This is a genomic window from Hymenobacter cellulosivorans, from assembly GCF_022919135.1.
Lineage (GTDB): Bacteria > Bacteroidota > Bacteroidia > Cytophagales > Hymenobacteraceae > Hymenobacter > Hymenobacter cellulosivorans.
Genome location: NZ_CP095049.1, coordinates 2,897,029 through 2,922,300, shown reverse-complemented (window position 1 = coordinate 2,922,300; position 25,272 = coordinate 2,897,029). Strand labels below are relative to the sequence as shown.

At 58.3% G+C, this 25,272-nt stretch carries 20 protein-coding genes and 1 pseudogene; 13 read left to right on the top strand and 8 right to left on the bottom strand.

What is annotated here, in order from left to right; all coding sequences use genetic code 11:
- Window positions 1-19: 19 nt before the first annotated feature.
- The 3 genes from MUN80_RS12400 to MUN80_RS12390 form a co-directional block, all read right to left on the bottom strand.
- A complete protein-coding gene (locus tag MUN80_RS12400; RefSeq protein WP_244724517.1) occupies window positions 20-2,023 on the bottom strand; it encodes a TonB-dependent receptor in 2,004 nt (667 codons plus the stop codon).
- Window positions 2,024-2,171: 148 nt separating this feature from the next.
- A complete protein-coding gene (locus tag MUN80_RS12395) occupies window positions 2,172-2,636 on the bottom strand; it encodes a hypothetical protein (protein ID WP_244724514.1) in 465 nt (154 codons plus the stop codon).
- A 145-nt stretch (window positions 2,637-2,781) separates the two neighbouring features.
- Window positions 2,782-5,076 carry an aconitate hydratase gene (locus MUN80_RS12390; protein WP_244724511.1) on the bottom strand — a complete coding sequence of 765 codons (2,295 nt, stop codon included), beginning with the start codon at window positions 5,074-5,076 and terminating at the stop codon, window positions 2,782-2,784.
- Between the two features lie 159 nt (window positions 5,077-5,235).
- Between MUN80_RS12390 and MUN80_RS12385 the strand changes: the two genes are divergently transcribed.
- A complete protein-coding gene (locus MUN80_RS12385; protein WP_244724508.1) occupies window positions 5,236-6,582 on the top strand; it encodes a TlpA disulfide reductase family protein in 1,347 nt (448 codons plus the stop codon).
- A gap of 389 nt (window positions 6,583-6,971) precedes the next feature.
- Here MUN80_RS12385 and MUN80_RS12380 read toward each other — a convergent pair whose 3' ends face one another.
- Window positions 6,972-8,396 (bottom strand): cytochrome P450, encoded by a 1,425-nt coding sequence (locus MUN80_RS12380; protein WP_244724493.1) that lies wholly within the window; start codon window positions 8,394-8,396, stop codon window positions 6,972-6,974.
- A 161-nt stretch (window positions 8,397-8,557) separates the two neighbouring features.
- On the opposite strand from MUN80_RS12380, the gene MUN80_RS12375 reads away from it, so the two are divergent.
- A complete protein-coding gene (locus tag MUN80_RS12375; RefSeq protein ID WP_244724490.1) occupies window positions 8,558-8,860 on the top strand; it encodes a hypothetical protein in 303 nt (100 codons plus the stop codon).
- A gap of 208 nt (window positions 8,861-9,068) precedes the next feature.
- Here the strand turns inward: MUN80_RS12375 and MUN80_RS12370 are convergent, their stop codons facing one another.
- Window positions 9,069-10,049 carry a polyprenyl synthetase family protein gene (locus MUN80_RS12370; protein ID WP_244724487.1) on the bottom strand — a complete coding sequence of 327 codons (981 nt, stop codon included), beginning with the start codon at window positions 10,047-10,049 and terminating at the stop codon, window positions 9,069-9,071.
- Window positions 10,050-10,242: 193 nt separating this feature from the next.
- Here MUN80_RS12370 and MUN80_RS12365 point away from each other — a divergent pair, with 193 nt between their 5' ends.
- The 3 genes from MUN80_RS12365 (at window position 10,243) to MUN80_RS12355 (ending at window position 12,111) form a co-directional block, all read left to right on the top strand.
- Window positions 10,243-11,112, top strand: a complete 870-nt coding sequence (locus MUN80_RS12365) for an alpha/beta hydrolase family protein (protein ID WP_244724484.1) — start codon at window positions 10,243-10,245, stop codon at window positions 11,110-11,112.
- A 5-nt stretch (window positions 11,113-11,117) separates the two neighbouring features.
- Window positions 11,118-11,597: a 2-amino-4-hydroxy-6-hydroxymethyldihydropteridine diphosphokinase gene (folK, locus tag MUN80_RS12360; RefSeq protein ID WP_311136291.1), complete on the top strand. Its 480-nt coding sequence runs from the start codon at window positions 11,118-11,120 to the stop codon at window positions 11,595-11,597.
- An 88-nt stretch (window positions 11,598-11,685) separates the two neighbouring features.
- Window positions 11,686-12,111 carry a hypothetical protein gene (locus tag MUN80_RS12355; RefSeq protein WP_244724479.1) on the top strand — a complete coding sequence of 142 codons (426 nt, stop codon included), beginning with the start codon at window positions 11,686-11,688 and terminating at the stop codon, window positions 12,109-12,111.
- Between the two features lie 119 nt (window positions 12,112-12,230).
- Here the strand turns inward: MUN80_RS12355 and fabD are convergent, their stop codons facing one another.
- Window positions 12,231-13,118 (bottom strand): ACP S-malonyltransferase, encoded by an 888-nt coding sequence (gene fabD / locus MUN80_RS12350; RefSeq protein WP_244724476.1) that lies wholly within the window; start codon window positions 13,116-13,118, stop codon window positions 12,231-12,233.
- A 126-nt stretch (window positions 13,119-13,244) separates the two neighbouring features.
- Window positions 13,245-16,124, bottom strand: a complete 2,880-nt coding sequence (locus MUN80_RS12345; protein ID WP_244724473.1) for a T9SS type B sorting domain-containing protein — start codon at window positions 16,122-16,124, stop codon at window positions 13,245-13,247.
- A 229-nt stretch (window positions 16,125-16,353) separates the two neighbouring features.
- On the opposite strand from MUN80_RS12345, the gene MUN80_RS12340 reads away from it, so the two are divergent.
- The 8 genes and pseudogenes from MUN80_RS12340 (at window position 16,354) to MUN80_RS12305 (ending at window position 24,058) form a co-directional block, all read left to right on the top strand.
- Complete coding sequence (locus MUN80_RS12340) at window positions 16,354-17,025, top strand: succinate dehydrogenase cytochrome b subunit (RefSeq protein ID WP_244724470.1); 672 nt, start codon at window positions 16,354-16,356, stop codon at window positions 17,023-17,025.
- Between the two features lie 21 nt (window positions 17,026-17,046).
- Window positions 17,047-18,980, top strand: a pseudogene (locus tag MUN80_RS12335) (fumarate reductase/succinate dehydrogenase flavoprotein subunit).
- A gap of 149 nt (window positions 18,981-19,129) precedes the next feature.
- A complete protein-coding gene (locus MUN80_RS12330) occupies window positions 19,130-19,885 on the top strand; it encodes a succinate dehydrogenase/fumarate reductase iron-sulfur subunit (RefSeq protein WP_244724467.1) in 756 nt (251 codons plus the stop codon).
- Window positions 19,886-20,062: 177 nt separating this feature from the next.
- The gene (locus tag MUN80_RS12325; RefSeq protein WP_244724464.1) at window positions 20,063-20,590 is read left to right on the top strand and encodes an NADPH-dependent FMN reductase; all 528 of its coding nucleotides are present in this window, start codon (window positions 20,063-20,065) and stop codon (window positions 20,588-20,590) included.
- A gap of 81 nt (window positions 20,591-20,671) precedes the next feature.
- Complete coding sequence (locus MUN80_RS12320; RefSeq protein ID WP_244724462.1) at window positions 20,672-21,052, top strand: hypothetical protein; 381 nt, start codon at window positions 20,672-20,674, stop codon at window positions 21,050-21,052.
- A 106-nt stretch (window positions 21,053-21,158) separates the two neighbouring features.
- Entirely contained in the window at window positions 21,159-21,926 is a 768-nt protein-coding gene (locus tag MUN80_RS12315; protein WP_244724460.1) for an MbnP family protein, read from the top strand.
- A gap of 8 nt (window positions 21,927-21,934) precedes the next feature.
- Window positions 21,935-22,990, top strand: coding sequence for a cytochrome-c peroxidase (locus MUN80_RS12310; RefSeq protein ID WP_244724457.1), 1,056 nt, complete (start codon window positions 21,935-21,937; stop codon window positions 22,988-22,990).
- A 57-nt stretch (window positions 22,991-23,047) separates the two neighbouring features.
- A complete protein-coding gene (locus tag MUN80_RS12305) occupies window positions 23,048-24,058 on the top strand; it encodes a transporter (protein ID WP_244724455.1) in 1,011 nt (336 codons plus the stop codon).
- Here MUN80_RS12305 and MUN80_RS12300 read toward each other — a convergent pair.
- Window positions 24,055-25,212, bottom strand: a complete 1,158-nt coding sequence (locus MUN80_RS12300) for a chloride channel protein (RefSeq protein ID WP_244724452.1) — start codon at window positions 25,210-25,212, stop codon at window positions 24,055-24,057. The genes MUN80_RS12305 and MUN80_RS12300 overlap by 4 nt on opposite strands.
- Window positions 25,213-25,272: the final 60 nt, after the last annotated feature.

The window sequence follows — 25,272 nt, the reverse complement described above, 5'->3', positions numbered from 1 at the left end:
GTGCTGCGAAAAAGCCGGGCTAGAATCGATACTGCAAGCTGAGGTAGTAATTGCGGGGTGCCTGCACGAAGTACTTGCGGGTGCCGTCGGCCTCCACACTGCCGTTGTTGTAGTAGCGGGTGTTGGTCAGGTTGTTGGCAAAGGCCGTGAGCTGGAAATGACGCACGCTGTACTCCACCCGGGCGTTGAGCAGGGCGTACTCCCCTATCGTGGCCAAGTTGGCAAAATCAATAAATGAGCGGCTCTGGTAGCGGCCCGTCAGGGTAAAGGCCCAGGGACCGGTTTGGTAGGTGGCTTCCTGGTTCAGAATCAGGGCCGGCGTCAGGATAGGCCGAAACTCCTCGGTCTGCTCCCGGATGCGGCTGTAGTTGAAGGCCGAGTTGTTGAGCAACGACCAATGCCGGGTTGCCTGCCAGCGTGCCGTAGCTTCCAGCCCGGTCCGCACGCTGCTTTGCACGTTGTTGGTCAGGGCCAGGCCGTTGGGGCCGAACTTACCATTGAGCACGATTTCGTTCTTGAAATCCATGTAGTAGGCATTCACGCCGAGCGCCAGCTGGTGGCGCTGGTAGCGCAGCCCTAGCTCCTGATCCAGCACGTATTCGGCCCTGGGACTGGTAATCAAAGGCTGGCCGTCGGCATCGGTCAGTAGGTCGTCATTGCCGCCAAACAGGTCGTTGCGAGTGGGCTCCCGGCCGGTGCGGCCCAGGCTGTAGTAGAGCGTGGCGTGGTCGGTAGCGGCAAAGCTTACCCCCGCTTTCGGGTTGAAGAATTGCCAATCGAGCGTACCCAGCGGCACTGAGCCCTGATAATCGAAGGCCACGGTGCGGCCCTGTATATCGGCAAACAAGGTGAAGCGCTGCACTTCGTACTCCAGCTTGGTGAAGACGCTGGCCTCCCGCTTGCGGCCGGTATTCTGGTAGAGCTGCCCCAAAGCCAGCTCACTGCCCGTGTGCTGCCGGTGGTAGGTGTTAGCGTGCAGGCCGCTGGTCCAGGTCAGGCGGCCCAACTGCCGGGCGTAGGAAGTGTAGGCGCCCCAGAAGCCCGATTGAAACGCGTAGTTATACAGCTCGGTGGTGGACGGAAGGCCCAGAAAGCTATTGAGGTCGAAGTCGTAGTTGCCCTTCAGGAACGAGGCATAGACGCTGGTGTTCACCACAGTGCCGGCTGTAGGCTGCCAGGTGTTCTGCAGCTGCACCAGAGCCTGATCGAACCGGTCGTTTTCCGGACCGTTGACGTTGGCCCGGCGGTTGACGGCCAATACTGAGTCGGGCACGCCCAGCCAAGCCAGCTGATTCTGCTGGTGCCCGGCCAGCACGTTGAGTTTCCAGGTGGTTTTGTCGTAAAACAAGCCAGCACTCAGAAAGGCCGAGCGGGACGTATTGGCCGAGCGTTCCTTGTAGCCGTCGGAATGCAGTTGGGAGGCCCGCACATACAGCGCCTTATGGCCACGCAGGCCGCTGGCGTATTCGGCAAAGGCCCGGTAGCTGTTAAACGAGCCGTAGCCCAGCCCCACCGTGGCCGAAGCCGAATCCTGGCGCAAAGAGGGCGAAAACAGCTGAATACTGCCCCCAAAGCTGGCTGTTCCGTTCTGGGTAGTGCCCACGCCCCGCTGCACTTGCACCTTGCTAATGGAATTGAGCAGGTCGGGGTAGTTCGAGAAATACGCGCCCTGATCTTCTGGCTCGTTGAGCGGCACCCCATTCAGCGTAGTATTGATGCGGGTTTGGTCGATGCCGCGCAGGCGAAAGTAGGCGTAGCCCTGGGTGCTGCCGGCGTCGGAGTAGGCGGTAATGCCAGGTGTTTCGGCCAGCAGAAAGGAAGGCTCCTGCCCCACGCCTTTGCGGGCCAGCGCGGGCCCGCTCAAATCCAGAAACGTGACGGGCGTGCGGCGCTCCGCCTGGTAGGTTACCTGCACTTCGGGCAGCGTACGCAGCGTATCCGGGGCAGCAGGTGGAGCTTGAGCTTGGCTGGGTTGTAGAGTTACGACGCTAACCGCCGCCACTAACCATACTGGTGGTTTCATACCGCTGTAATAATTCCGAAGACGTAGTTGGCTGCCTTGCCAATCTCAACCGTCCGTCAAATGTAGCGTTATGCCCGGGGAAGGAAACTAAAAAGTCGTTTTCCGCCTAGGAAAACGACTTTTTAGAAGAGCGTTATATTGGTACAACTTACCTGACCTCTACTTCTACCGTAACCTGCTCTTCGGCTGCTAGCTTGGGCACCAATGCGTGGTAAGTCAGATTGGGAGCTTCAGTGGTTATGCTCCGGCCAAAGGCGACGTGCAAGCTCGGGCGGTTGGTGGCGCAGTCGCGCTGGTAGGTGTAGGTAATGCCCGAAGTGCCGCTGGACAGGCCCTTTTTACCGATAATCAAGTCGTAGGCGCTGAAATCAATCAGCGGGTGGCAGTCGCCGGTTACCAGCCGGTCGAAGTCCGCCTGATTGCGGATGACGGTGTAGGTCTGATTGAGGTTGATGTCCAGTTGGCGCTTGGTGTCCCGGCAGCCATACTCGCTTTCCAGACTCTTAACGGCTACCGGCGTGCTGGTACATGGCTCAACGCCGCACTTAGTAGCACAGCCATTCAGCACCGTTGCTGCCAGGAGTAATCCAGTTGAGTAAACAAGTGGTTTCATACAGAACATATAGGTGGTTGAAGATGCTTCCTCTCCCCTCTTGGATTCTGCTTGGCCGGGAAAGGTTGCATCAAGAGCTGCGGGCACAAAAAAGGCCGCCTCAGTAGCTGAGGCGGCCTTTTAGTAGGCACTTAAGCCAGGAGGACTACTTCTGCGACAACTGCGCCTCACCCGACTCTTTCAAACGGATCAGGTTCAGGGCCGAACCGGCTTTAAACCACTCAATCTGCCCCTGGTTGTAGGTATGGTTCAGATAGATCAGGTCGGTGTCGCCGTCGGCGTGGTGCAGGCGAGCCTGCAACTGAACGCCGGGCGCAAACGAAGTCAGGCCCAGGATGTCAATGGTGTCGCCTTCCTCAATCAGGTCGTAATCGGCCTTGTTGGCGAAGGTCAGACCCAGCATACCCTGCTTCTTGAGGTTGGTTTCGTGGATACGAGCAAAGCTCTTCACGATAACCGCCCGTACGCCCAGGTGGCGGGGCTCCATGGCGGCGTGCTCGCGCGAGGAACCTTCGCCGTAGTTTTCGTCACCCACGACTACCGTGCCGATACCCATCGACTTGTAGTTACGGGCTACCTGCGGAACCGTGTTGTACGAATCACCCTGCGACACGAAGTCCCGAACCTTGTTGGCTTCACCGTTGAAGGCGTTGGTAGCGCCGATGAGCATGTTGTTCGAGATATTGTCGAGGTGGCCACGATACTTCAGCCAGGGGCCGGCCATCGAAATGTGGTCGGTGGTACACTTGCCCTGAGCCTTGATCAGCAGACGCAGGCCCATCAGGTCGGTGCCTTCCCAAGGCTTGAAGGCCTCAAGCAGCTCCAGACGGTCGGAAGCGGGGTCAACCAGTACCTGCACGCCCGAGCCATCGGCAGCGGGAGCCTGGTAGCCGGCATCCTCTACGGCATAACCCTGAGGTGGCATTTCCACGCCGCGGGGCTCGTCGAGCTTCACTTGGTGGCCGTCTTTGCTGGTCAGCGTGTCAACGAGCGGGTTGAAGGTCAAATCACCGGCAATGGCGAAGGCCGTTACGATTTCGGGCGAGGCCACGAAAGCGTGGGTGTTCGGGTTGCCGTCGTTGCGCTTGGCGAAGTTGCGGTTGAACGAGGTGATAATCGAGTTCTTGCGCTTGGGGTCATCGGTGTGGCGGGCCCACTGCCCGATGCACGGACCGCAGGCATTGGCCAGCACCACGCCGCCCATCTGGGCGAAGGTGTCGAGCAGACCGTCGCGCTCCACGGTGTAGCGCACCAGCTCCGAGCCGGGCGTTACGGTGAACTCAGCATTTACGGTCAGGCCTTTGGTTACGGCTTGCTCGGCAATGGAAGCGGCACGGGTGATGTCCTCGTACGACGAGTTGGTGCACGAGCCGATCAGACCTACTTCCAGCTTCTCGGGCCAGCCATGCTCGCGCACGGCGGCAGCGAACTGCGAAATTGGCCAGGCGGCGTCCGGCGTGAACGGACCGTTCACGTGGGGCTCCAGCTCGGAGAGGTTGATTTCGATCAGCTGATCGTAGTAAGCCTCGGGGTTAGCGTACACCTCGTCGTCGGCGCGCAGGTGCTGCCGCACGCCGTTGGCCAGCTCGGCTACCTCGGCGCGCTCGGTGCCGCGCAGGTATTCGGCCATCTTCTCATCGTAGCTGAATACCGAAGTCGTAGCCCCGATTTCCGCACCCATGTTGCAGATAGTGGCTTTACCGGTAGCCGACATATTCTCGGCACCTTCGCCGAAGTATTCAACAATAGCACCGGTGCCGCCTTTTACGGTCAGGATACCAGCTACTTTCAGAATTACGTCTTTGGGAGCCGTCCAGCCGTTGAGCTTGCCAGTCAGCTTCACGCCAATCACCTTGGGAAATTTCAGCTCCCAGGCCATGCCGGCCATTACGTCGACAGCATCAGCGCCACCGACACCGATGGCTACCATGCCCAAACCGCCGGCGTTAGGCGTGTGGGAGTCGGTGCCGATCATCATACCGCCGGGGAAGGCGTAGTTTTCGAGCACCACCTGGTGAATGATACCGGCGCCGGGCTTCCAGAAGCCAATGCCGTATTTATTGGAAACCGAAGCCAGGAAGTCATACACTTCGCGGTTTTCGTCGTTGGCCACGGCCAAGTCCTCGTTGGCACCGTCGCGGGCCTGGATGAGGTGGTCGCAGTGCACAGTGCTAGGCACGGCCGCCTGGGCCTTGCCGGCCTGCATGAATTGCAGCAGCGCCATCTGAGCGGTGGCATCCTGCATTGCGACACGGTCGGGGGCAAAATCGACGTAGGAAACGCCCCGCTCGAACGACTGAGTTACGTTACCGCCATACAAGTGCGAGTACAGGATTTTCTCGGTCAGCGTGAGCGGGCGGCCAACAGCGGTGCGAGCAGCTTCAATCCGCTGGCCCATACCGGCATACACGGCCTGAATCATTTCTAAGTCAAACGCCATAGTCAGAAGGGAAAAAGTGAAATAGGTAAGGCTCCGAGGAGCAGGTACGCAAATATAGGCGGCAGTCGTTGCGCTACCCAAAATTTATCTTAGCCGCCTATCTTTAAAACCAAGTTGGCCCGGTGCTAGTTTTGGGCCGAATACCTTTTTCTCTAAGCTATGTCCTTTCCTATTTCTTTCCGCACTGCTGCCGCCGGTTTTGGCCTCGCGCTAGCCTTGGGTGCCTGCCAGTCCAATTCGAAGCCGGATGCTGCGCGGCAAGGGGTGCCTGAACCTGATGCCAGCGGCTTACCTGCCGGGCTCACGCCCGGTACCTGGCGCGGGGTGCTCACCGCCCAGGGCCAGGAAATTCCGTTTCTGTTCGATGTAAGTACCGTCGACAACGGCCAAAAGCCCACTGTGACGCTGCGCAACGGCGAGGAGCGCCTTAAGCTCGACGAAATCACCACGGCCGGCGACTCCACTACTATCCGGCTGGGCGTGTTTGATGCGGCCCTGGTCGTGCGGGCCGATGGCGAGGGTAAGCTGAAAGGCTCGTGGGTAAAGTACGACGGTAAGGAACCTTACCGGGTACCGTTTGCGGCTACCAGGGGAGACCAGGAGTTATTCGTGGGCACGGCCAAAAACACGTCGGTGTTCGGCGACATGAAGAAAGGTGCCACGTTCCGGACCGAATTCAAAGGTGACGACGGGGAAACCTACCCCGCCGTGGGCGTTATCACTCAGGACAGCATAAATACCACCAAGCTCACCGGCACCTTCCTGACTACCACCGGCGACTACCGCTACCTGGCCGGCAACGTGGTAACGAAAGCCGACGGCGAGCATGTCATGCTTTCGACTTTTGACGGCAGCCACGGCTTCCTCTTTGACGGCAAGCTGGCCAAGCCCGGCAACATCAACTCCATCAGCGGCGACTTCTACTCGGGCAAATCAGGCCACGAAACCTGGATGGCCGTGCTGGATGGCAACGCCAAACTGCCCGACGCAAACACCCTGACCGGCATGAAACCCGGGCAGAAGAAGCTCGCCTTCAAGTTTCCCAGCATCTACGAAGGCGGCAGCATCTCCCCCACCGACCCCAAGTACAAGGGCAAGGTAGTGGTGCTACAGGTACTAGGCTCGTGGTGCCCCAACTGCATGGACGAAACCAACTTCCTGGCTCCCTGGTACGAGAAGAACAAGAGCCGGGGCGTGGAAATCATCGGCCTGGGCTACGAGCGGACGCCCGACCAGAAGCTGGCTTCGCAGAAGCTGCTCAAGATGAAGCAGCGCATGAACGTGGGCTACGACCTGGCCGTGGCTGGCGTGGCTAATAAGGATTCGGCCAGCAAGTCTTTACCACAGCTGGCGGGCGTACTGGCTTTCCCCACCACCATTTTCCTGGATAAGAAAGGGGAAGTGCGCAAGGTGCACACCGGCTTCTCGGGCCCCGGCACCGGCAAGTATTACCAAGAGGAAATTGCCGACTTCAACAAGACCGTGGACATGCTGCTGAAAGAGTAGAGTGATTAATGGGCGAATGTTCGTCTTGGCCTTGCGAGCAGCGCGAAGCCATTCGTCCTCCAAACTGTAGTGAGCCCTTTAATGTGAAAAGCCCTAACGCCTGCACTGGCGTTAGGGCTTTTCACATTAAAGGAGATTGGGCACTTCGCAGAGGATGGATGGCCCTGATTCATTCGCCATGACGCGAGGAAAGGAGCTGGGGAGGTCCTTAGTACTCATTTTACACTGGTGAAGACTCTTTAGGGCGTCTCCGGGGTCTTCTAACCAGCCGGAAGCCCCCTAGGCCTTCCATAAGACCACGGAGCTTACAGGCGCCGCGCAGGGTACTGGGAACGCCCCATGCCAGCTGGTGGGGTAAAACCACAGCCGTACGGGTATGCTACTTGCTGCTACCGAAGCTTCAGCCGCACCTCAAAATCACCTTTAGGGCGCAGCGTAATCAGGGGCTGCGTCGGAACGGTGGGCTGCTTGGCAACCAACTCTACGTCAAAGTGCCGCAGCAGCTCCAGGGTTACGAGCTGCATTTCCGTCAGGGCGAACTGCATGCCGATGCACAGGCGCGGGCCGCCGCCGAAAGGCAGGTAAGCGCCGGGCACCAGCGGCGTTTGGCCCGGGGCAAACCGCAAGGGCTGAAACTCGGTGGGCTGCTGCCAGTGCCGGGGCGCGTGGTGCAGCCCGTAGATATAAAGCGAAAACAGTGTGCCTTTCGGGATGCGCAGGCCCTGGTATTCGTCGTCGGCCAGGGCCACGCGGTCCACCATCCAGGCGGGCGGGTAAAGGCGCATGGCTTCCTGCACGGCATACAGGGCCCGGCCCAGGCGGGGCAATTCCTCGAAGGTGAAAACAGCCGACTCCTGCCCGGCACTACGCGAAGCCAGCACAGTGGCCGTCTCAGCCTGAATGGCCGCTGCCTCTTGCGGATGCTGACCCAGTAAATAAAGCAGCCAGGTAAGGGCGTTGGCGCTGGTTTCGTGGCCGGCAATCAGCAGAATCAGGGCCTCGTCGAGGAGCTGCTCGTCGGTCATGGGCAGGCCGGTGTCCTCGTAGCGCACGTCGAGCAGCATTTGCAGCAGGTCGTCGGGCGGGGTAATGGCCTCGGGCATCTCGTTTTCCCGGCGGCGGGCGGCAATGTAGCGGCCCAGCAACGTGCGCAGCTCCTGGGTGAGCTGGTCGTGGTAGCGGAACTGCCCGCGCAACCGGAACCACGGATTCAGGTAGGGCTGGCGGATGGTGCGCACGTAAAACGCCTGGATTTCGGTGATGAGGCGGGCAACTTGGTCCAGCTCGGCGCCGGAAAAGTTGGTGCTGAACACCGAGCTGGCAATAATGCGGAAAGTCAGCTTGGTCATCAGCTCGTGAGTCGACACGGTCACCACTCCCCCATTGGCCGCGGCCTGCTGGCGCAACGGAGCTAGGGTTTCGGCAATAATTTCCTGCATCAACTGCGTGAGGCCGGCCACGCGCTGCCGGTGAAAGCCCGGCTGAATCAGGCGGCGCTGCCGCAGCCAGTCGGAGCCTTCGTTGGTGAGCAAGCCGTGGCCGATGTAGCGGGAGAAGCCCTGGGTAAACTTGGACTTGCTGTAGTTGCGGTGGTTTTTCTGCAGAATGTGGTTGATCAGGCCCGGGTCCTGGGTCAGGATGGAGGGCTGCACCCCGCCGATGTAGAGCCGCACGGTGTCGCCGAAGCGGCGCAGGGTCTGGTCCAGGACGGGCAGCGGGTCTTTGGCCAGGGCGAAGGACCGGAGGATGGATTGCCAGCGCGGCACCTGCGGCAGGTGGGAGGCAGTAGCGGAGAAAGCAGTGAGTTCAGCCATAAGTTACCAGCAAACACAAGACAGCGGCCAAAAGTAACCGCGCGGGGGCCACGCGCCACGCGACCGGGTCTATCTTTTTTGGAGGCAGCCTCGTAAGCTACGGCAGGGCTTCGGCCCCCTCCTACCCTATTCCTACTCCAACCAAACCAAACCCTTCACTTATGTGGATTCAGCAAAAAGCCAATACCCTTGCACCCGTCGATGAACTGCAAGGCCGCACTGTCGGACTCAAATTCGAGTGCAACCACTGCCAGACCGAAGTATTCACCGACCTGATCGGCGTGCCTGCTCCCGACCATTTGGCCAATTCCACGGAAGACGACGGCCAGTTTGAGAAAGAGGAAATCAAGTGCCCAGGCTGCGAGATGACCCACGAAATCACCGTAAAAAGCACCTTCGACGGCGTGCTATTCGACGTATCGGAAGTAAAGCCCGAAAGCGTAGCCTACCAGGTCAAAAGCTAATTATGAATGTGCTGCTGGGCTAATGCTGAACGCGTATCATTGCGAGCTTACCAAGCACCCCGTCGGCATTAACTAATAAGCCCTTTCTCGTTGTTACGGGAAAGGGCTTATTGATTTAGAAAGCTCAGCACATTCCTGAGGACGGATGACTTCGCTCGCAAAGACAGAAAAGTGCTAGCACAGCAGCGCATTCCTCACATTAACAACCCTACTTCTCCCGCTCAATCGTATAGTTGATGAGCTGTTCTAGCGAAGTGCGGGAAGGTGATTCCGGGAAGCTGTGCAGGATGCTCAGGGCCTCGTCGCGGTAGCGCTTCATGACGGTAATGGCGTAATCGAGGCCCCCGGATTTTTTCACGAAGTCGATGACGGCCTGCACCCGGTCGCGGCGGCCTTCATTGTTCTTTACGTTGAAGATGACGCGGCGCTTGGTCAACCAATCAGCCTGCTGTAGGGCGTAAATCAGCGGCAGGGTCATCTTTTTCTCCTTAATATCAATACCTACCGGCTTGCCGATTTCATCGGTACCGAAGTCGAACAGGTCGTCCTTGATCTGGAAGGCCATGCCTACTTTCTCGCCAAAAAGTCGGGCCCGCTCTATCGTTTCCTTATCCGAGCCGGCCGAGGCGGCACCCACGGCGCAGCAGGAGGCAATGAGAGAGGCCGTTTTCTGACGGATAATGTCGAAGTAAATGTCCTCGGTGATGTCGAGGCGGCGGGCTTTTTCGATTTGCAGCAGTTCGCCTTCGCTCAGCTCGCGCACGGCATTGTTCACAATTTTGAGCAGAGCAAAATCGTCGTTTTCCAGGGCCAGGGCCATGCCTCTAGACAATAGATAGTCGCCGACGAGCACGGCAATCTTGTTTTTCCACAGGGCATTGATAGAAAAAAAGCCCCGGCGGTAGTTGCTTTCATCCACCACGTCGTCGTGCACCAACGTGGCCGTGTGCAGGAGCTCAATCAGGGCCGCGCCCCGGAAAGTGGCTTCGGGCAGCGGGTCGCCGCCGCTGATTTTGGCCGTGAAGAACACGAACATCGGCCGGATCTGCTTGCCCTTGCGCTTGACAATGTAGCCCATAATTTTGTCGAGCAGCAGCACATTGGTTTGCATGGAAGCGCGGAATTTGCGTTCAAATTCCTCCATTTCGGCCGCAATGGGGGCCTGTATGACATCCAGGGTACTTTTCATGCAAGGGCTTGAGCAACTCAAAGCGGCCAAGAACCCGCCGTGGCAGCTCAAAGCGCTGCAATGATACGGGGCCGCACGGCGGTTTCCTAACCAATAGCCGTGCGGAAGAGTTTTTGCCCACTACTTTGCCGGAAGCTGGCCCGTAGCGCAAACTTGGGCGCCGACTGCTACCTTGCCGCCAAACCGCCTTGCCATGCCGACTTCCGCTCCTATCCACGTCGAGTTTCTGCTTTCCTCGCTCCACCACGCGCGCCCGTTTGCCGCCGATGCCCGCTTCCAGCCCACTGGGCAGCCCAAGCCGGTAGTGGTGTTCGTGCACGGCTTTAAAGGCTTCAAGGACTGGGGCCACTTCAACGTGCTAGCCGACTACTTTGCCGCCCATAACTTTGTGTTCGTGAAGCTCAACCTGTCGCACAACGGCGTGGTGCCCGGCGGCACCGGCGACCTGGAAGATATGGAAGCATTTGGCCGCAACAACTTCAGCCTGGAACTCAACGACCTGGGCACCTTGCTCGACTACCTGCACGAGCCCGCTACCTCGGTGCTGCCCGCCGCCGAAGTGGATCTGAGCCGCATCTACCTGGTAGGCCACAGTCGCGGGGGCGGCATCGTGCTGCTCAAGGCGGCGGAAGATGCCCGGGTGAAGGCCGTGGCCGGCTGGGCACCTATCAGCAGCGTGAACCCGCGCTGGCCCGAACCGGTAATGCAGCAGTGGCAGCAGGACGGGGTGCAGTACATCGAAAATGCGCGTACCAAGCAGCGGATGCCGCTGTATTACCAGCTCGTGGAAGACTACCATGCCAACCAGCAGCGCCTCGACATTGCCGGCAACGTGCGTGACAAGCTCCACCAGCCCCTGCTGATTGTGCACGGCGACCAAGACGAAACCTTGCCCGTACAGATGGCCCACGACCTGAAAAGCTACAAGCCCGACGCCGAGCTAGTCATTGTGCCGGGCGCGGGTCACATGTTCGGCGGCAAGCACCCCTGGGACGAGGATAAGCTACCGGAGCTGGCACAGGGCATTGCGGATAAGACCATCGAGTTCTTCCGCGCCCACTGATGAGTATGGCCTACCTGCTGCTGGGCAGCAACTTAGGAGACCGGAAGGCTATCCTTGCCACTGCCGTTGCTGAACTCGGACGCCAGGCCGGACCAGTTACGGCGCAGTCGGGGCTTTACGAAACGGCGGCCTGGGGCCTGGAAGAGCAGCCGGCCTTTCTGAATCAGGCCGTGCAGCTGAAAACTGAGCTTGCCCCGCTTGATTTGTTGGCCGCCTGTCAACAGGTTGAACAACAGGCCGGCCGGGAGCGGCTCGTGCGCTGGGGAGCCCGCACCCTGGACGTAGACATCCTGCTCTACGACAACCTGATTGTAAATTTGCCCCAACTACAAGTGCCCCACCCTCGCCTGCCGGAGCGCCGCTTCGCGTTGGTGCCGCTGGCCGAAATTGCGGCGCAGGTAGTGCATCCTGGACTAGCAAACACCATTGCGGACTTGTTGACTTCCTGTCCCGACACACTCGCAGTACAGCTGTTCAAAGGATAACTTTAATTAAGATTTAGCTGATAAATACCCGCCAAACCTCTTTCAAAGGATCCGGCCGCACTGATTTCTCACTATTTAACTTCCTGCTTTGCAAAAGATACAACTTTGGAATTTGACCAGCCGCTCTGTTTCAGATCTGATGTTGTGGCGAACAGAAGGCCATGTCTTTCGCGTCATGAAACATGATAAGCTGACTGATGTGCTGACCAATTATGACTACGTTCTTCTGCACCAGAAATACCGAGCTGTTCTAACCGAATTGGACGACCAGCTAGCTATATATCCGGCCACCATTGTGGATACAGTAAGAAACACTTTATCAAGCGAGTATATAGAAGTTGCTATAAAGAACAGTATCTCTTTTGAAACAATCAGCACTGTTCCAGCTGATGGACTCCGGATATATGTATTTGAAAAAAACCATGTATTCGTCTCTGCCGGTTTAAAGCAAAAAATCCGGCAAGTAGAAAACGCTAAGCTCGCCTTCAGCTTAGGATTCTCGCACTTTGCTTAGTCTACAAAGACTTGTGTTACGAGCACTGTCAGGGCTGGTAGAACTACCTGTACATACTAAAAGCGGCCTCTCTAAAGGAGGCCGCTTTTAGTATGTACAGGTAGTTCTCCTGGAAACAGCTACACCGCAGCCGAGCTGCCTGCTGCTTCCGGCGCAATTTTCTTTACCAGTCCTAGCAGCACCTTGCCCGGGCCGCACTCCACAAATTCCGTAGCGCCGTCAGCAACCATGCGCTGCACGCTTTGGGTCCACCGGACCGGAGCGGTGAGCTGGCGTACCAGGTTCTGGCGAATTTCGTCCGGGTCGCGGTGCGGGGCGGCGTCCACGTTCTGGTATACGGCGCAGGTGCCGGCCGAGAACTGCGTCCGCTCGATAGCCTGGGCTAGGGCCGCCTCAGCCGACTGCATCAGCGGGGAGTGGAACGCGCCACCGACGGGCAGCGGCAAGGCCCGCTTGGCGCCGGCGGCTTTCAGCTGCTCACAAGCCAGCTCAATGCCGCGCTGAGAGCCGGAAACGACCAGCTGGCCGGGGCAGTTAAAATTAGCGGCCACTACCACATTGCCGGCCTCGGTGATTTCCTGGCAGATGCGTACGGTTGTGTCATCATCGAGGCCGAGGATGGCGGCCATGGTGCCGGGCTGTTCCTGGCAAGCGGCCTGCATGGCCTGGGCGCGCTGAGCTACCAGCTGCAAGGCATCTTCAAACTTGAGCACTTTGGCCGCTACCAGGGCCGAAAACTCGCCTAGGGAATGACCGGCCACCATGTCAGGGCGCAAGTCGGGCAGCACCGTAGCTAGGGCCACCGAATGCAGGAAAATGGCGGGCTGGGTTACGTTGGTCTGGCGTAGGTCTTCCTCTGAGCCGGTAAACATAACGTCCGTCAGGCGGAAGCCCAGAATTTCGTTGGCCTGGTCCATCAGCTGCCGGGCGGCAGGCTGCTGCTCGTACAGGTCGCGGCCCATGCCGGTAAACTGGCTGCCCTGACCGGGAAAAATAACTGCTTTCATACAAGAAAAGTGAAGGCGGTAATAAAGTGGGAAGGAAAGTTCTGCGTGATTGGGACGGCAAGATACAGGAATAAAAAAACCCGCTTCCAAGCTTGGAAGCGGGTTTTTTTGCCGGAGCAAATTACGCTAGTGCGTTATTTCGACCCAGCCTTTATACGTAATCTTGGTCGAGTTGGCATCTGCAAACTCCACTTCGGCCAGGTAGTAGTACACGCCGTCGGGTACCTGTACGCCTTTGCCCCGCTCGCCGGACGTAGCATTGCCGGTCCAGTTGATGTTGGGGTCATTTTCTCCCTCGAATACTTTCACGCCCCAGCGGTTGAAGGCCTGGAAGCGGACTTTACGCAAGGGCGAAGCTACCCGGGGACGGAACGTGTCATTGATACCGTCACCATTGGGCGTGAAGATGTTGGGCAGTTCGAAGACGACACAGTTGTCGACGCACTTCTCTTCACTCAACTCGCTACGCCGATTTCCCAGACTACCCACAGCCTGCACCTGATAACAAGCTGCCTGCTCTTTCAACCCTCGGTGCGAGTAGGTCATTTCCGGGCCACGGGTCGAGTCGACCAGCACGTAGTTGGTTTCCCCGGAAGCCCGGTAGAAGATCCGGTAATAGGCAATGTTTGTGCTGCAGCCCTGTGGACTGTTGGAATCCAGCGTCCAGCTTAGCTCATTGGTATACGTTTCGCCAGCAGCTGGGAAGTAGCCTGGGCGGTTCAACACCCGCTTTTTCAGCTCCTCACAGTCACTCTTGATAGTCACTACGGGGCGGCAGGGTGTGGGCACCAGCAGCACTGGTAGTTCCTGACTCAGGTTTTTCAACCGGGGAGGCACCTGGGGGTCATTATAGGTACCGATGGTGCGTACGTAATAATAGTACTGTGCACCCGGTACCAGGGCCAGCTTGGCGCCGGTATCCGTGTAGGTGGTTGTCTGCTGTACCGAATCGAGCAGGACGAAGGCAGAACTGCCCGGGCTGCGCCGGTAGATGGCAGTATAAAAGCCCGGTTCCGTGTTTTTCCACGGCACATTAAAGGTCCAGGTCAGCGTTACTTGCCGGCCTTCGGCATTAGCCGAACCTGCCAGGCGCACAGTAGAAGCCGGGCCAGAGGTTTCTACTAAGGGAGGAGCAGTGGCACCCGAGGGGTCTTTCCGGAAGAATTCCAGGTGATACGTGAAGGTGCTGTCCAGCGTATTGCGGCCCCTATCTACAAACTCCGTATCCGAAAGGTCGCTCGTGGTTTTCACCAGTTTGGACTGAGCTCTGGAAGCATTCTGCCCCTGCCCGCGGTACAGTCGGTATCCTGGATCCACGAAGCCTCCGGTACCCGTGGGCTGGGTCCAACGAACTGTTACTACCCCGCTAGTGCGGTCAGTTTTGTCAATAGTAACGTTGGTCAGCACAGCAGCCCGCCCCTCAAGCGTTACACAGGCTTCCAGGGACGCCAAGCTAGCCCCACCAGCGGGCAGTGGGAACTCGGCGTAAATCCGGTAGCTGTAGGTGCGGCCGCGCTGCAGCTTTGAAATGGTACCGTTGTCGAGGTAAGACTGCAACGTCACATCTTTAAGCTCAGCAATCTGCTCGTATCCCGAACCGGGCGGAATACCAGTCTGACAGGTATCAGTCGGGGTAGTCGTGCAGCCTTCCTTACGGAAGATCAACAAGCGCGTAGCATTCTGACACGCGTACCGGTCCCAGGTCAGTAGCACATTGTTCTGATTTTGCCTAGCCCGCACGTTGTCCGGTCGAGGCCCAACAACCTTGATCCGCAAAACCTTCTCATCAATTAGGGCCGTTTCGCCGGGTTTGGGCTGGTCAGTAGCCTTAAAAACAACCTGATACGGTTGAGCCGCCACGTCAGCACACTCCGGCGTCCAGCGGAAAATACCCTGCGCTACCGGGTTAGGACCCTGGTTTGTTTGCACGAAGGTGGCCGGGGCCACTCGGCGACCAATCAGGCCGCTAAAGGCCTCAATCAATACCTTGTCGTTATCGGGGTCGGTGGCCGTAATTCTTTTGCGTACCTGCACCCCAGCTACCACGCAGATATCCGCCGGAATATTTACCGTAGGCCGCTTGTTGTTGGTAGCCCGCACCTGAATCTGCATGTCGCGGATAACGCTGCCAATTTCACGGATACCAAACTCGGTGCGGCGCCATTCCCGCACAATCAGCGCCACGTTGAAGTCTCCCAAGCGGCTGGGCGAGTTCCAGACCATCTGCCCATTGCGGACGTCAATCCGGAAGATGGCGCCCGGCCCGGTGGGCTCATTCAGATAAGGCACGCGGGTACCGGGAGGCGACACCAGGTTGGGAAACACAAACCCGGTGGTCGGCCGCGGATTCGGCGTATTGTTATTGTCAAGAGCCGTCTGAATCAGGCTGGATTGCTGACTTACCAGAAGCTCATACGAGAGTGAGTCACCGTCGGCATCCGAGGCGGCAGGATTGTGCAAAAAGACCTGCTCGAAGCTCGCTTTATCAATGGCGGGAGCATTGAGCACCGGTGAGCGATTGATGCCAATACCGGGGTCTATGGTAATGCGCGTGGCGATGTAGAACGTCTGGTTTTCCGACTCGGTCATGTTCTGCACCCCGGTTTTCCGGTTTTCCCCGATGTAGCTTACCGTGTAGCTGCGATCCGCATTGTAGGTGTGCTCGAAGTAGTACACGTTGCGGTAGGTATCCTCGGTAACCTGAGTTTTGCTGAAGCGCGGCACCCCGCGCAGGCCGCTGCTGGTACCATCCCCATAAAAGATAGTAACAAAGGGCTCGTCGACATTGGTATCTCTAAAGTCGGTGTAAGTCACCATCTTGAAGAAGATGCGGCGCGGATTGTTGCGCTTATCTCCAAACGGATAAGTGGTGTCGCTTTTCGCCTGAATATCACCAGCCCGAATGTGGGATGCCTGGGCCGTAGAGTGCAGCCCAAACAGGCTTAGCACGCTGGCCACCAGCACTAATACCCACTTACCGGCACTCCGCGGTAAAGAAAGGTTCATAGAATGAAACGATTAGTAAGCTGAGATAAAAAAGAAGGTCGAGAAAAGCCTGGTAGAATCCTAACAAAAAAGAGGTTACCCGGGTTGCTCCTATGATGAAACTCTCTAACGGCTTTAGTCCAAGATTGATTCACCACCCCAGTTAACGCTAATTCGGATTGTTTAGTACATGGTCGGCATGTACCTTTGACCGATACAACCGACCGTTTCAAAACCACCAGTAGCTCCTATGAGTTGGATCAGTAAAACGTTTTCCAGTAGCATTGGCCGCAAGATTATCATGGCCATCACCGGCCTGTTTCTGTGCTCTTTTTTGGTTGTTCACCTCATCGGCAACTTGCAGTTGTTCAAAGATGATGGTGGGCAGGCCTTCAATGTTTACTCGCACTTCATGGGTACCAATCCGCTGATTCGCACCGTCGAATGGGTGTTGGTCCTCGGCTTCGGCTTTCACATCTACGAGTCCATCGTGCTGACGCAGCGCAACAAGACGGCCCGAGGCAGCAACTACGCCAGCAACCACGCTGAGCAGAATAGCCCCTGGCAGTCGCGCAACATGGGTTTGCTGGGCACCATCATCCTGATTTTCTTGTTGGTGCACTTATATAACTTCTTCTACCGGGCACGCTTCGGCGAGCTGGACCCGGACATCAACAACAACGACGACCTTTACACGCTGGTAGCTACTTCCTTCAAGCAGCTCTGGTATGTAATTCTGTACGTTGCAGCCCAGATTGCCCTGGGTTACCACCTGATTCACGGCTTCCGCAGTGCTTTCCAGACCCTGGGTCTGAATCACCGCAAGTATACGCCGGCCATCAAGTTCGTGGGCTATGCCTTCTCGGTCCTCGTTTCGGCCGGTTTTGCGGTTATGCCCTTGTACTTCTACTTTTTCAAATAAATCCTAACCTCGACCATTCCGATGATTCTGGATTCCAAAATTCCCGAGGGCCAATAGCCGAGAAGTGGGAAAAGCATAAGTTCAACGTCAAGCTCGTTAACCCCGCCAACAAGCGGAAGTACGACATCATCGTAGTAGGCACCGGCCTGGCTGGGGCTTCTGCCGCAGCTTCGCTGGCTGAGCTGGGCTACAACGTGAAGGCCTTCACCTTCCATGACTCGCCCCGCCGCGCCCACTCTATTGCCGCGCAGGGTGGTATCAATGCCGCCAAAAACTACCAGAACGACGGGGACTCCATCTACCGTTTGTTCTACGACACCGTGAAAGGGGGCGACTACCGCGCCCGGGAAGCCAACGTGTACCGGTTGGCTCAGGTGTCGGTTAACATTATCGACCAGTGCGTGGCGCAGGGCGTGCCTTTCGCCCGCGAATACGGTGGCTTGCTGGCCAACCGCTCTTTCGGTGGTGCCCAGGTAAGCCGCACGTTCTACGCCCGCGGCCAGACCGGACAGCAGCTCTTGCTGGGTGCTTACTCGGCCCTGAGCCGGCAGGTAGCCTACGGTAAGGTCAAGCTATATACCCGGTCCGAAATGCTGGATGTGGTGGTGGTCGACGGCAAGGCTCGCGGCATCATCACGCGCAACCTGATTTCGGGCGAGATTCAGCAGCACTCGGCGCACGCGGTGGTGTTGGCTACGGGTGGCTACGGCAACGTATTCTACCTGAGCACCAATGCGAAGTACTCCAATGCTACGGCTGCGTGGCGGGCCCACAAGAAGGGCGCCTACTTTGCCAACCCCTGCTTCACGCAGATTCACCCCACCTGTATCCCGGTATCGGGCGACTACCAGTCGAAGCTGACGCTCATGTCGGAGTCGCTGCGTAACGACGGCCGGGTGTGGGTTCCCAAAGAGAAAGCCACGGCGGAACGCCTGCGGAAAGGTGAAATCCGCGTAGGTGATATCCGGGAGGAAGACCGGGACTACTTCCTGGAGCGGAAATATCCCGCTTTCGGTAACCTGGTACCCCGAGATGTAGCTTCGCGCAACGCCAAAATGATGTGCGACGAAGGCCGGGGTGTAGGTAGCAGCGGCTTGGCCGTATACCTCGACTTCGCCGACGCCATCAAGCGCAACGGTGCCGACTGGGTAAGCCAGAAGTACGGCAACCTCTTCGATATGTACGCCAAGATTACCGGCGAAAACCCCTACGAGGAGCCCATGCGCATTTACCCAGCCGTACACTACACGATGGGCGGCCTCTGGGTAGACTACAACCTGCAGACCACGGTGCCTGGCCTCTACGCTACCGGCGAATGCAACTTCTCCGACCACGGCGCCAACCGCCTCGGGGCCTCCGCCCTGATGCAGGGTTTGGCCGACGGGTACTTTGTGATTCCCTACACCATTGGCGACTACTTGGCTAACACGCCGCCGACGCCGGTTACGACCGAGCATCCGGCCTTTGCGGAAGCCGAAGCCGAAGTGCGGGCCCGGATTCAGAAATTCCTGAGCATCAACGGCACCCGCACCCCCGACGACTTCCATAAGCAATTGGGGCACATCATGTGGGAATATTGCGGCATGGCCCGCAATGCCCAAGGTCTGCAGCACGCCAAACAGGAGATTCAGAAACTGCGCAAGGAGTTCTGGAGTGACCTGAAATTGGTAGGCACCAATGAGGAGCTAAACCAGTCCCTGGAAAAAGCCGGCCGCGTAGCCGACTTCCTGGAGCTGGGCGAGTTGATGGTTGATGACGCGCTGAACCGCAACGAAAGCTGCGGCGGCCACTTCCGCGAGGAATACCAGACGCCGGAAGGTGAGGCCCTGCGTAACGACGACGAGTACGCCTACGTGGCCGCTTGGCAGTACACGGGCGACAACCAGCCGGAAATCCTGAACAAGGAAGACCTGCAGTTCGAGAACGTGAAGCTGACCCAGCGCAGCTATAAGTAAAACTGAATTATGGATTAGAAATCAGGAAGTGGAATGGGACCAGCCTCCCATAGCTCCCCTTTCCGCTTCCTGACTTCAATTCATAATTTTCAATTCATAATTCATAATTCAGAAATAAAATGGCTGGAAGTAACCCGAATGCCAAACCAATGAATCTCACGCTGAAGGTGTGGCGGCAGAAAAACCGCAACGCCCAAGGCCAAATTGTAGATTACCAGGTAAAGGACATTTCCCCCGAGATGTCGTTCCTGGAGATGCTGGACGTACTCAATGAGGATCTGCTGCGTCGCGGCGATGATCCGGTAGCCTTTGACCACGACTGCCGCGAAGGTATCTGCGGCTCGTGTAACCTGTTCATCAATGGCCGGGCCCACGGTCCGGAAGCCGGCACGACTACCTGCCAGCTGCACATGCGCAAGTTCTCGGACGGCGATACCATCACTATCGAGCCCTGGCGCGCTAACGCCTTCCCCGTCAACAAAGACCTCAGCGTAGACCGCTCGGCCTTCGACCGGATTATTCAGGCGGGTGGTTATATCAGCGTAAATACCGGTGGCGTACCCGACGGCAACGAAATTCCGGTGCCCAAGGACATTGCTGACCGAGCCTTCGAAGCAGCTACCTGCATTGGGTGCGGTGCCTGCGTTGCGGCCTGCAAGAATGCTTCGGCTATGCTGTTCGTTTCGGCCAAAGTATCCCAGCTGGCTTTGCTGCCTCAGGGTCAGGTAGAGCGCAAAACCCGCGTGGAAAACATGGTGGCCCAGATGGACAAGGAAGGCTTTGGCGCCTGCTCCAACATTGGCTCCTGTGCCGCCGAATGCCCCGTGGGCATCTCGCTGGAAAACATTGCCATCCTGAACCGCGAGTTTCTGTCGGCCAAAGCAACGTCGAACAATCTGGCGTAAACTGCGGCAATCCTATTCTGAAAGCGCGAAACGAATCCTCGTTTCGCGCTTTTCTTTTTGCCCCCAAGCCAATTTATTGGTTCCACGAAGTAACATTCTGGGGTGGTTCTGGCTTACTGCACTAGTTTAGCGGTTCAGCTACCGTTTTGCTCCGCCTTTCTACTCGCCTGCTTTCGCATGATTACTATTATTGCCGGTACCAATCGGCCGGCCTCCCGCGCCCGTCGCGTCGCCAACATCTACGCGGCCCTGCTTGAGGATATGGGCGCTGAATACCAGATCCTGGATTTGGCCGACCTGCCCGGCGACTTCATTACCTCGGCTCTGTACGAGAATACCGGCAAGCACGAGCAGTTCAACAAGCTGGTGCGACAGGCGGAGTCGGCCGATAAGCTGGTCTTTATTGTGCCTGAATACAACTGCTCAATTCCCGGCGTGCTCAAATCTTTCATCGACGGATTGCCCTATCCGGGCGGCATCCGGGGTAAGCGGGCGGCGCTGGTGGGCCTGAGTGCCGGTACCCAGGGCGGCCTGCTGGCCTTAAGCCACCTGACCGATATCCTGATGTATCTGGGCACGCTGGTACTGCCGGCCCGGGTTCGTCTGCCCAGCCTCGACAAGTATTTGCTCAGCAACGGTGAGCTCGACAATTCGCTGTATCTGCAGCTCCTGAAAGAACAGGCCGAGCAATTGGTGGCTTCCTAAATACATTTGCGCTGGCTGGCCGAACTGTTTTTCGAGCTGCCCGTGTATATTTGGTATTCTTAGTGGTACCAACTCCTCCCTGTGGCACGTACGCTGGCTTATCTTCTTACCACCCTGATTTTGCTCCAGACTTTCAGTCGGGAGCTGGTGGTAATGGATTATCAGCTGCACAAGGAGCGAATTACCGAGCTGTTCTGCGTCAATAAGGACAAGCCCAAGCTCCAGTGTAACGGCAAGTGCCACCTGGCCAAAAAGCTGCGCAAAGCCGAATCGGCCGAAAGCAAGGCGCCCGCCGGCGGCTTTGCGAAAGTGAAGTACGACGCCTTGCTACCCGTGCGGGCTCTTTTATCTGCCCCGGCTGCTGTACCGGCGGCACCTGCCCTATTTGGGCGCAGTTCCAGCGCGCCGTACTGCTTTACGCCCGCGCACAGCATTTTTCATCCTCCGTCATTCCGGGCTTAATTCCAACGTAGCCGGCTGCTTCGCTAGTAGCCGGGCTTGGCTGCCATTGCTCCCATCCGGGAATGCTTCGTGCTGCCTATTTGGTTTTACTCCTGTTTTTTCGAAGATGAAATTTCCCCAGCTTTTCCTGGCCCTTTCCCTCCTGGCCTTTTCCTTCAGCGGCTGCAAAAAAGACGCCGACGCCGAACCCCAGGTAGGCAAACTTGCCCTTGAGATGGACCACGTAGTGGGCTCCAGCACCTTGGTAATGAACGCCACTACGCCGAATTATACCACTCCCAGCGGCGACCATTTCTCGGTGAGCACGCTGCGCTACTACATTTCCAATATCCGGTTGCGCAAGGAAGACGGCAGCGAATACGCTCAGCCCGAGAGCTACTACTTGGTGGATGCCGCCCGCACCGAGTCGAAAGTGCTGACCCTGGAAAACGTCCCAGCCGGTGACTACACGGGTATTACCTTCACCATCGGCGTCGACGCGGCCCGCAACACGGCCGGAGCCCAGCAGGGAGCCCTGGCCCCGAGCGACATGTTCTGGAGCTGGAACACGGGCTACATTTTTCTGAAGCTGGAAGGCCGGTCGCCGGAAGCTGGCTCGGGAGCCTTTACATACCATGTTGGGGGCTTTGAGGGCGTGAACAACGCCATTCGAACCGTTTCACCAGCCTTCCCTACCGGCTCTAAGCTCCTCATTCGGGCCGACCACGCGCCCGAAATGCATCTGAAAGTGGATGTGATGAAGATTCTGACCGGCCCCACCGAGGTCCGGTTTGCCACCTTCAGCACGGCCCACATGCCGGGAGCTGCCGCGGTCAAAATAGCGGATAACTACGCGGCCGGTATGTTCCGCGTGGATCATATTCACGCCAACTAAGGCGACAGATGACGACGCAACGCACTCCCAGGGTGCTGCTGGCCGTGGGGCTAGCAGCACTGCTGGTAGCGGGCTGTCAGTCCGAGGTGGAGGTGGCCCCCGAAACGATACCCGGCAGCGTATTACCCGCCAATTTTCCGGCTCCGGTGTACGGTTTAGACCAAAACCCACCAACTAAAGCCGGTTTTGAGCTGGGTCGGACCCTGTTTTACGACCCCCGCCTTTCCCGCGACGGTACCATCTCCTGCGGTAGCTGCCACCAGCAGTTTGTGGCCTTTGCCCACGCCGGCCACACCCTGAGCCACGGCATCGACGGGCTGCTGGGTACGCGCAATGCTCCGGCCCTGCAGAATCTGCGCTGGCAGCGCACGTTTCTCTGGGACGGCGGCTCCAATCACCTCGAAACCATGCCTGTGGCGCCCCTGACCGATGCGCACGAGATGGACGAGACGATGGAAAACGTGGTTCGTAAGCTCAACGCGGATGCTTCGTACCCACAGCGCTTCGCCGTTGTATTTGGCTCCAAACCCATTGACTCCTACCAGCTGCTGCGGGCACTGGCGCAATTTACGGCGTCCCTGACGTCGGCCAACTCGCGCTACGACCACTACGTGCGCCACGAGAGTGGCGGCACGCTGACGCCGGTTGAGCTTCGGGGCCTAGCCGTACTGACCCAGAAATGCACGCCCTGCCACAGCACGGACTTGTTTACTGACAATTCCTACCGTAACAACGGGCTGGACCGGACATTTGCGGCCGACTCGGGCCGGGCACGCATCACCCAGCTGGCCACCGACCGGGGCAAGTTCAAAGTGCCTTCCCTGCGCAACGTGTTTCGCACGGCACCCTACATGCACGACGGGCGCTTTCAGACGCTGGAACAGGTACTGGACCATTATGACCATGGCGTGCAGCCTTCGCCCACGCTCGATTCGCAGCTGCAAACCGACGGCACCATTGGGATTCCTCTGAGTGCCCAGGAAAAAACCGACCTGCTGGCTTTTCTGCAGACGCTGACCGACGAGCAATTCCTGACGGACAAGCGTCTGTCGGAAAAACCGTAGCGAGTCGGCCGTTTGTTACCGCGCTCGGCCGACCAACAACCTCATCGTCAAATCATCATGAGACAATTATATCTGACTCTGGCTCTCTTGAGCCTACTGAGTCCGGCAGCCCGCGCCTGCGACATCTGCGGCTGCTTTATGGGTATTACGCCCTACGATAATCAAAGCGGCATTTCGCTGATGCACCGCTACCGAATCTTCAATGGCTACCAGCAACTGGGGCAGCCGCACCAGTTTTTTCCGGCGGGCGTCCAGCCTTTTGTGCCCAGTCACCCCAACCAGGATACGGGCTACGAGCATAACCACCAGGGCGACGCCACCGACTATGAAGCGTACCGGGTAGTGGAGCTACGGGGCAAGTACTTTCTGGCCAAGCGTCTGGAGCTGAACGCCTTTGTTCCCTACGTCATGAATACGTCCCAAAGCAACGGGCGGCAGCTCAACACTGCGGGCCTGGGCGACGTCACCGTATTTGCCGGCTACCACCTGATTCGGGCCATTGAGACGATGGGCGTGCAAAGCCGACTCATCGTGGGTGGCGGGGCCAAGCTGCCTACCGGCGACTACCAGCGCACCAACCCGCGGGGGCAGCGCTACTCCATGCTCAACCAACCCGGCACCGGCACCACCGACGGCTTCCTGTACCTAAACTACATCGGCAGCTTTCACAACGTAGGCCTGAGCCTAAATTCCAGCTACCGCCGCTCGACCCGCAATCAGTTTGAGAATAGTCTGGCACCCAGCACCGCCAGCTTCGCCAACCTGTTTTACCGTGTGGCCCTGGGCTCAAACTGGCAAATCTATCCTTCGGCTCAGCTCTACTACGAGAAAACCAAGGGCGAAATGCTGGACGGGCAACTCACCTACGAACACGCCATGAACGACGCGCTGCTGGGGCCCGGCCTCGACATTTACTACAAGAACTTTTCGCTGAACACCAGCGCCCAGTTCCCCATTTATACCGTCACCACCGACCATCCGGCCGGCGCCGGTCGGATGGTAATAGCGGTAGGTTACAGCTTCAAGCAAACCAAATATTTGCTGAAAGGCCGGACGCCAGGCGCTTAACGCAGGTCGCGCAACCGCCGGCCCTGATGCCGCGCCCATAAGCCATGCTTGCTCTGGCCTACCTGCTGGGCACCGTAAATACCGCGGTGGCCGGAGAACAGGTAGCTCACCACGCAGGCTAGCGCAATGTACAGGCCTCCCTGCTGCCCAAACAGCTCCAGGCCCATCAGGATGCAGGCCAGGGGTGTATTGGCCGCCCCGGCAAACACAGCCACGAAGCCCATGCCCGCCAACAAGGGCATGGGCAACGGCAACAGCGGCGCCAACGCATTGCCTAGGGCTGCGCCAATAAAAAACAGCGGCGTGACTTCGCCCCCCTTAAAGCCAGCCCCCAGCGTCAGGGCTGTCAGCAGGATTTTCAGGGCAAAGGCGTAACTCGGCAGCGGCTCAGCAAATGCCCGCACGATGACCGGCACGCCCAAACCGATATAATCCGTGGCGCCCAGCCCCCACACCAGCAGCACTACCACGACGCCGCCCAGCACAGGGCGCAAAGGTGCAAAAGGCAGCCAGTGCTTGAAAAAGGCGCTGATGCGGTGCGTAGTACCAGCAAACAAGCGGGCCGTTAGTCCGAAAGCCAAGCCAGCGGCGGCGGCACTGCCCAGGCTCAGCAACGAAAAGCCAGGGGGAGCCAGCAGCACCGGATAAGCTGTATGCCCTACTCCCCAAGCCCGCGTAACCCAGTCGGCGCAGGCGGCCGCCAAAAAGCTGGGCAGGATGGCATCATAGCGCAGGCGGCCCAGCAGAAACACTTCCAGTCCAAAAACGGCTCCGGCCAGCGGCGTACCAAACACGGAAGCAAACCCGGCGCTGATGCCCGCAATCAGCAGCAAAGTCCGGTCACGGCGGTGCAGGCGGAACCAGCGCGTGAGTTGGTCAGCCAAGGCGCCGCCCATCTGCACGGCGGTGCCTTCCCGCCCGGCCGAGCCGCCAAACAAGTGCGTCAGCAGCGTACCGACCAGCACCAGCGGGACCATGCGCAGGGGCAAAACGGCCCGGGGCGCATGAATCTCCTCCAGCAGCAGGTTGTTGCCGGCTTCCACCGACCGGCCCCAATAGTGATACAGCAGCCCGACCAGCAGCCCACCCAGCGGCAGCCCGGCCAGGATCCAGGGGTGCTCCTCCCGCCAAGCCGTTACCCAATCCAGTGCCACTAGGAAACCCGCTGAGGCCGTGCCTGCCAGAGCTCCAACGATGGCACTGATTAGCAGCCA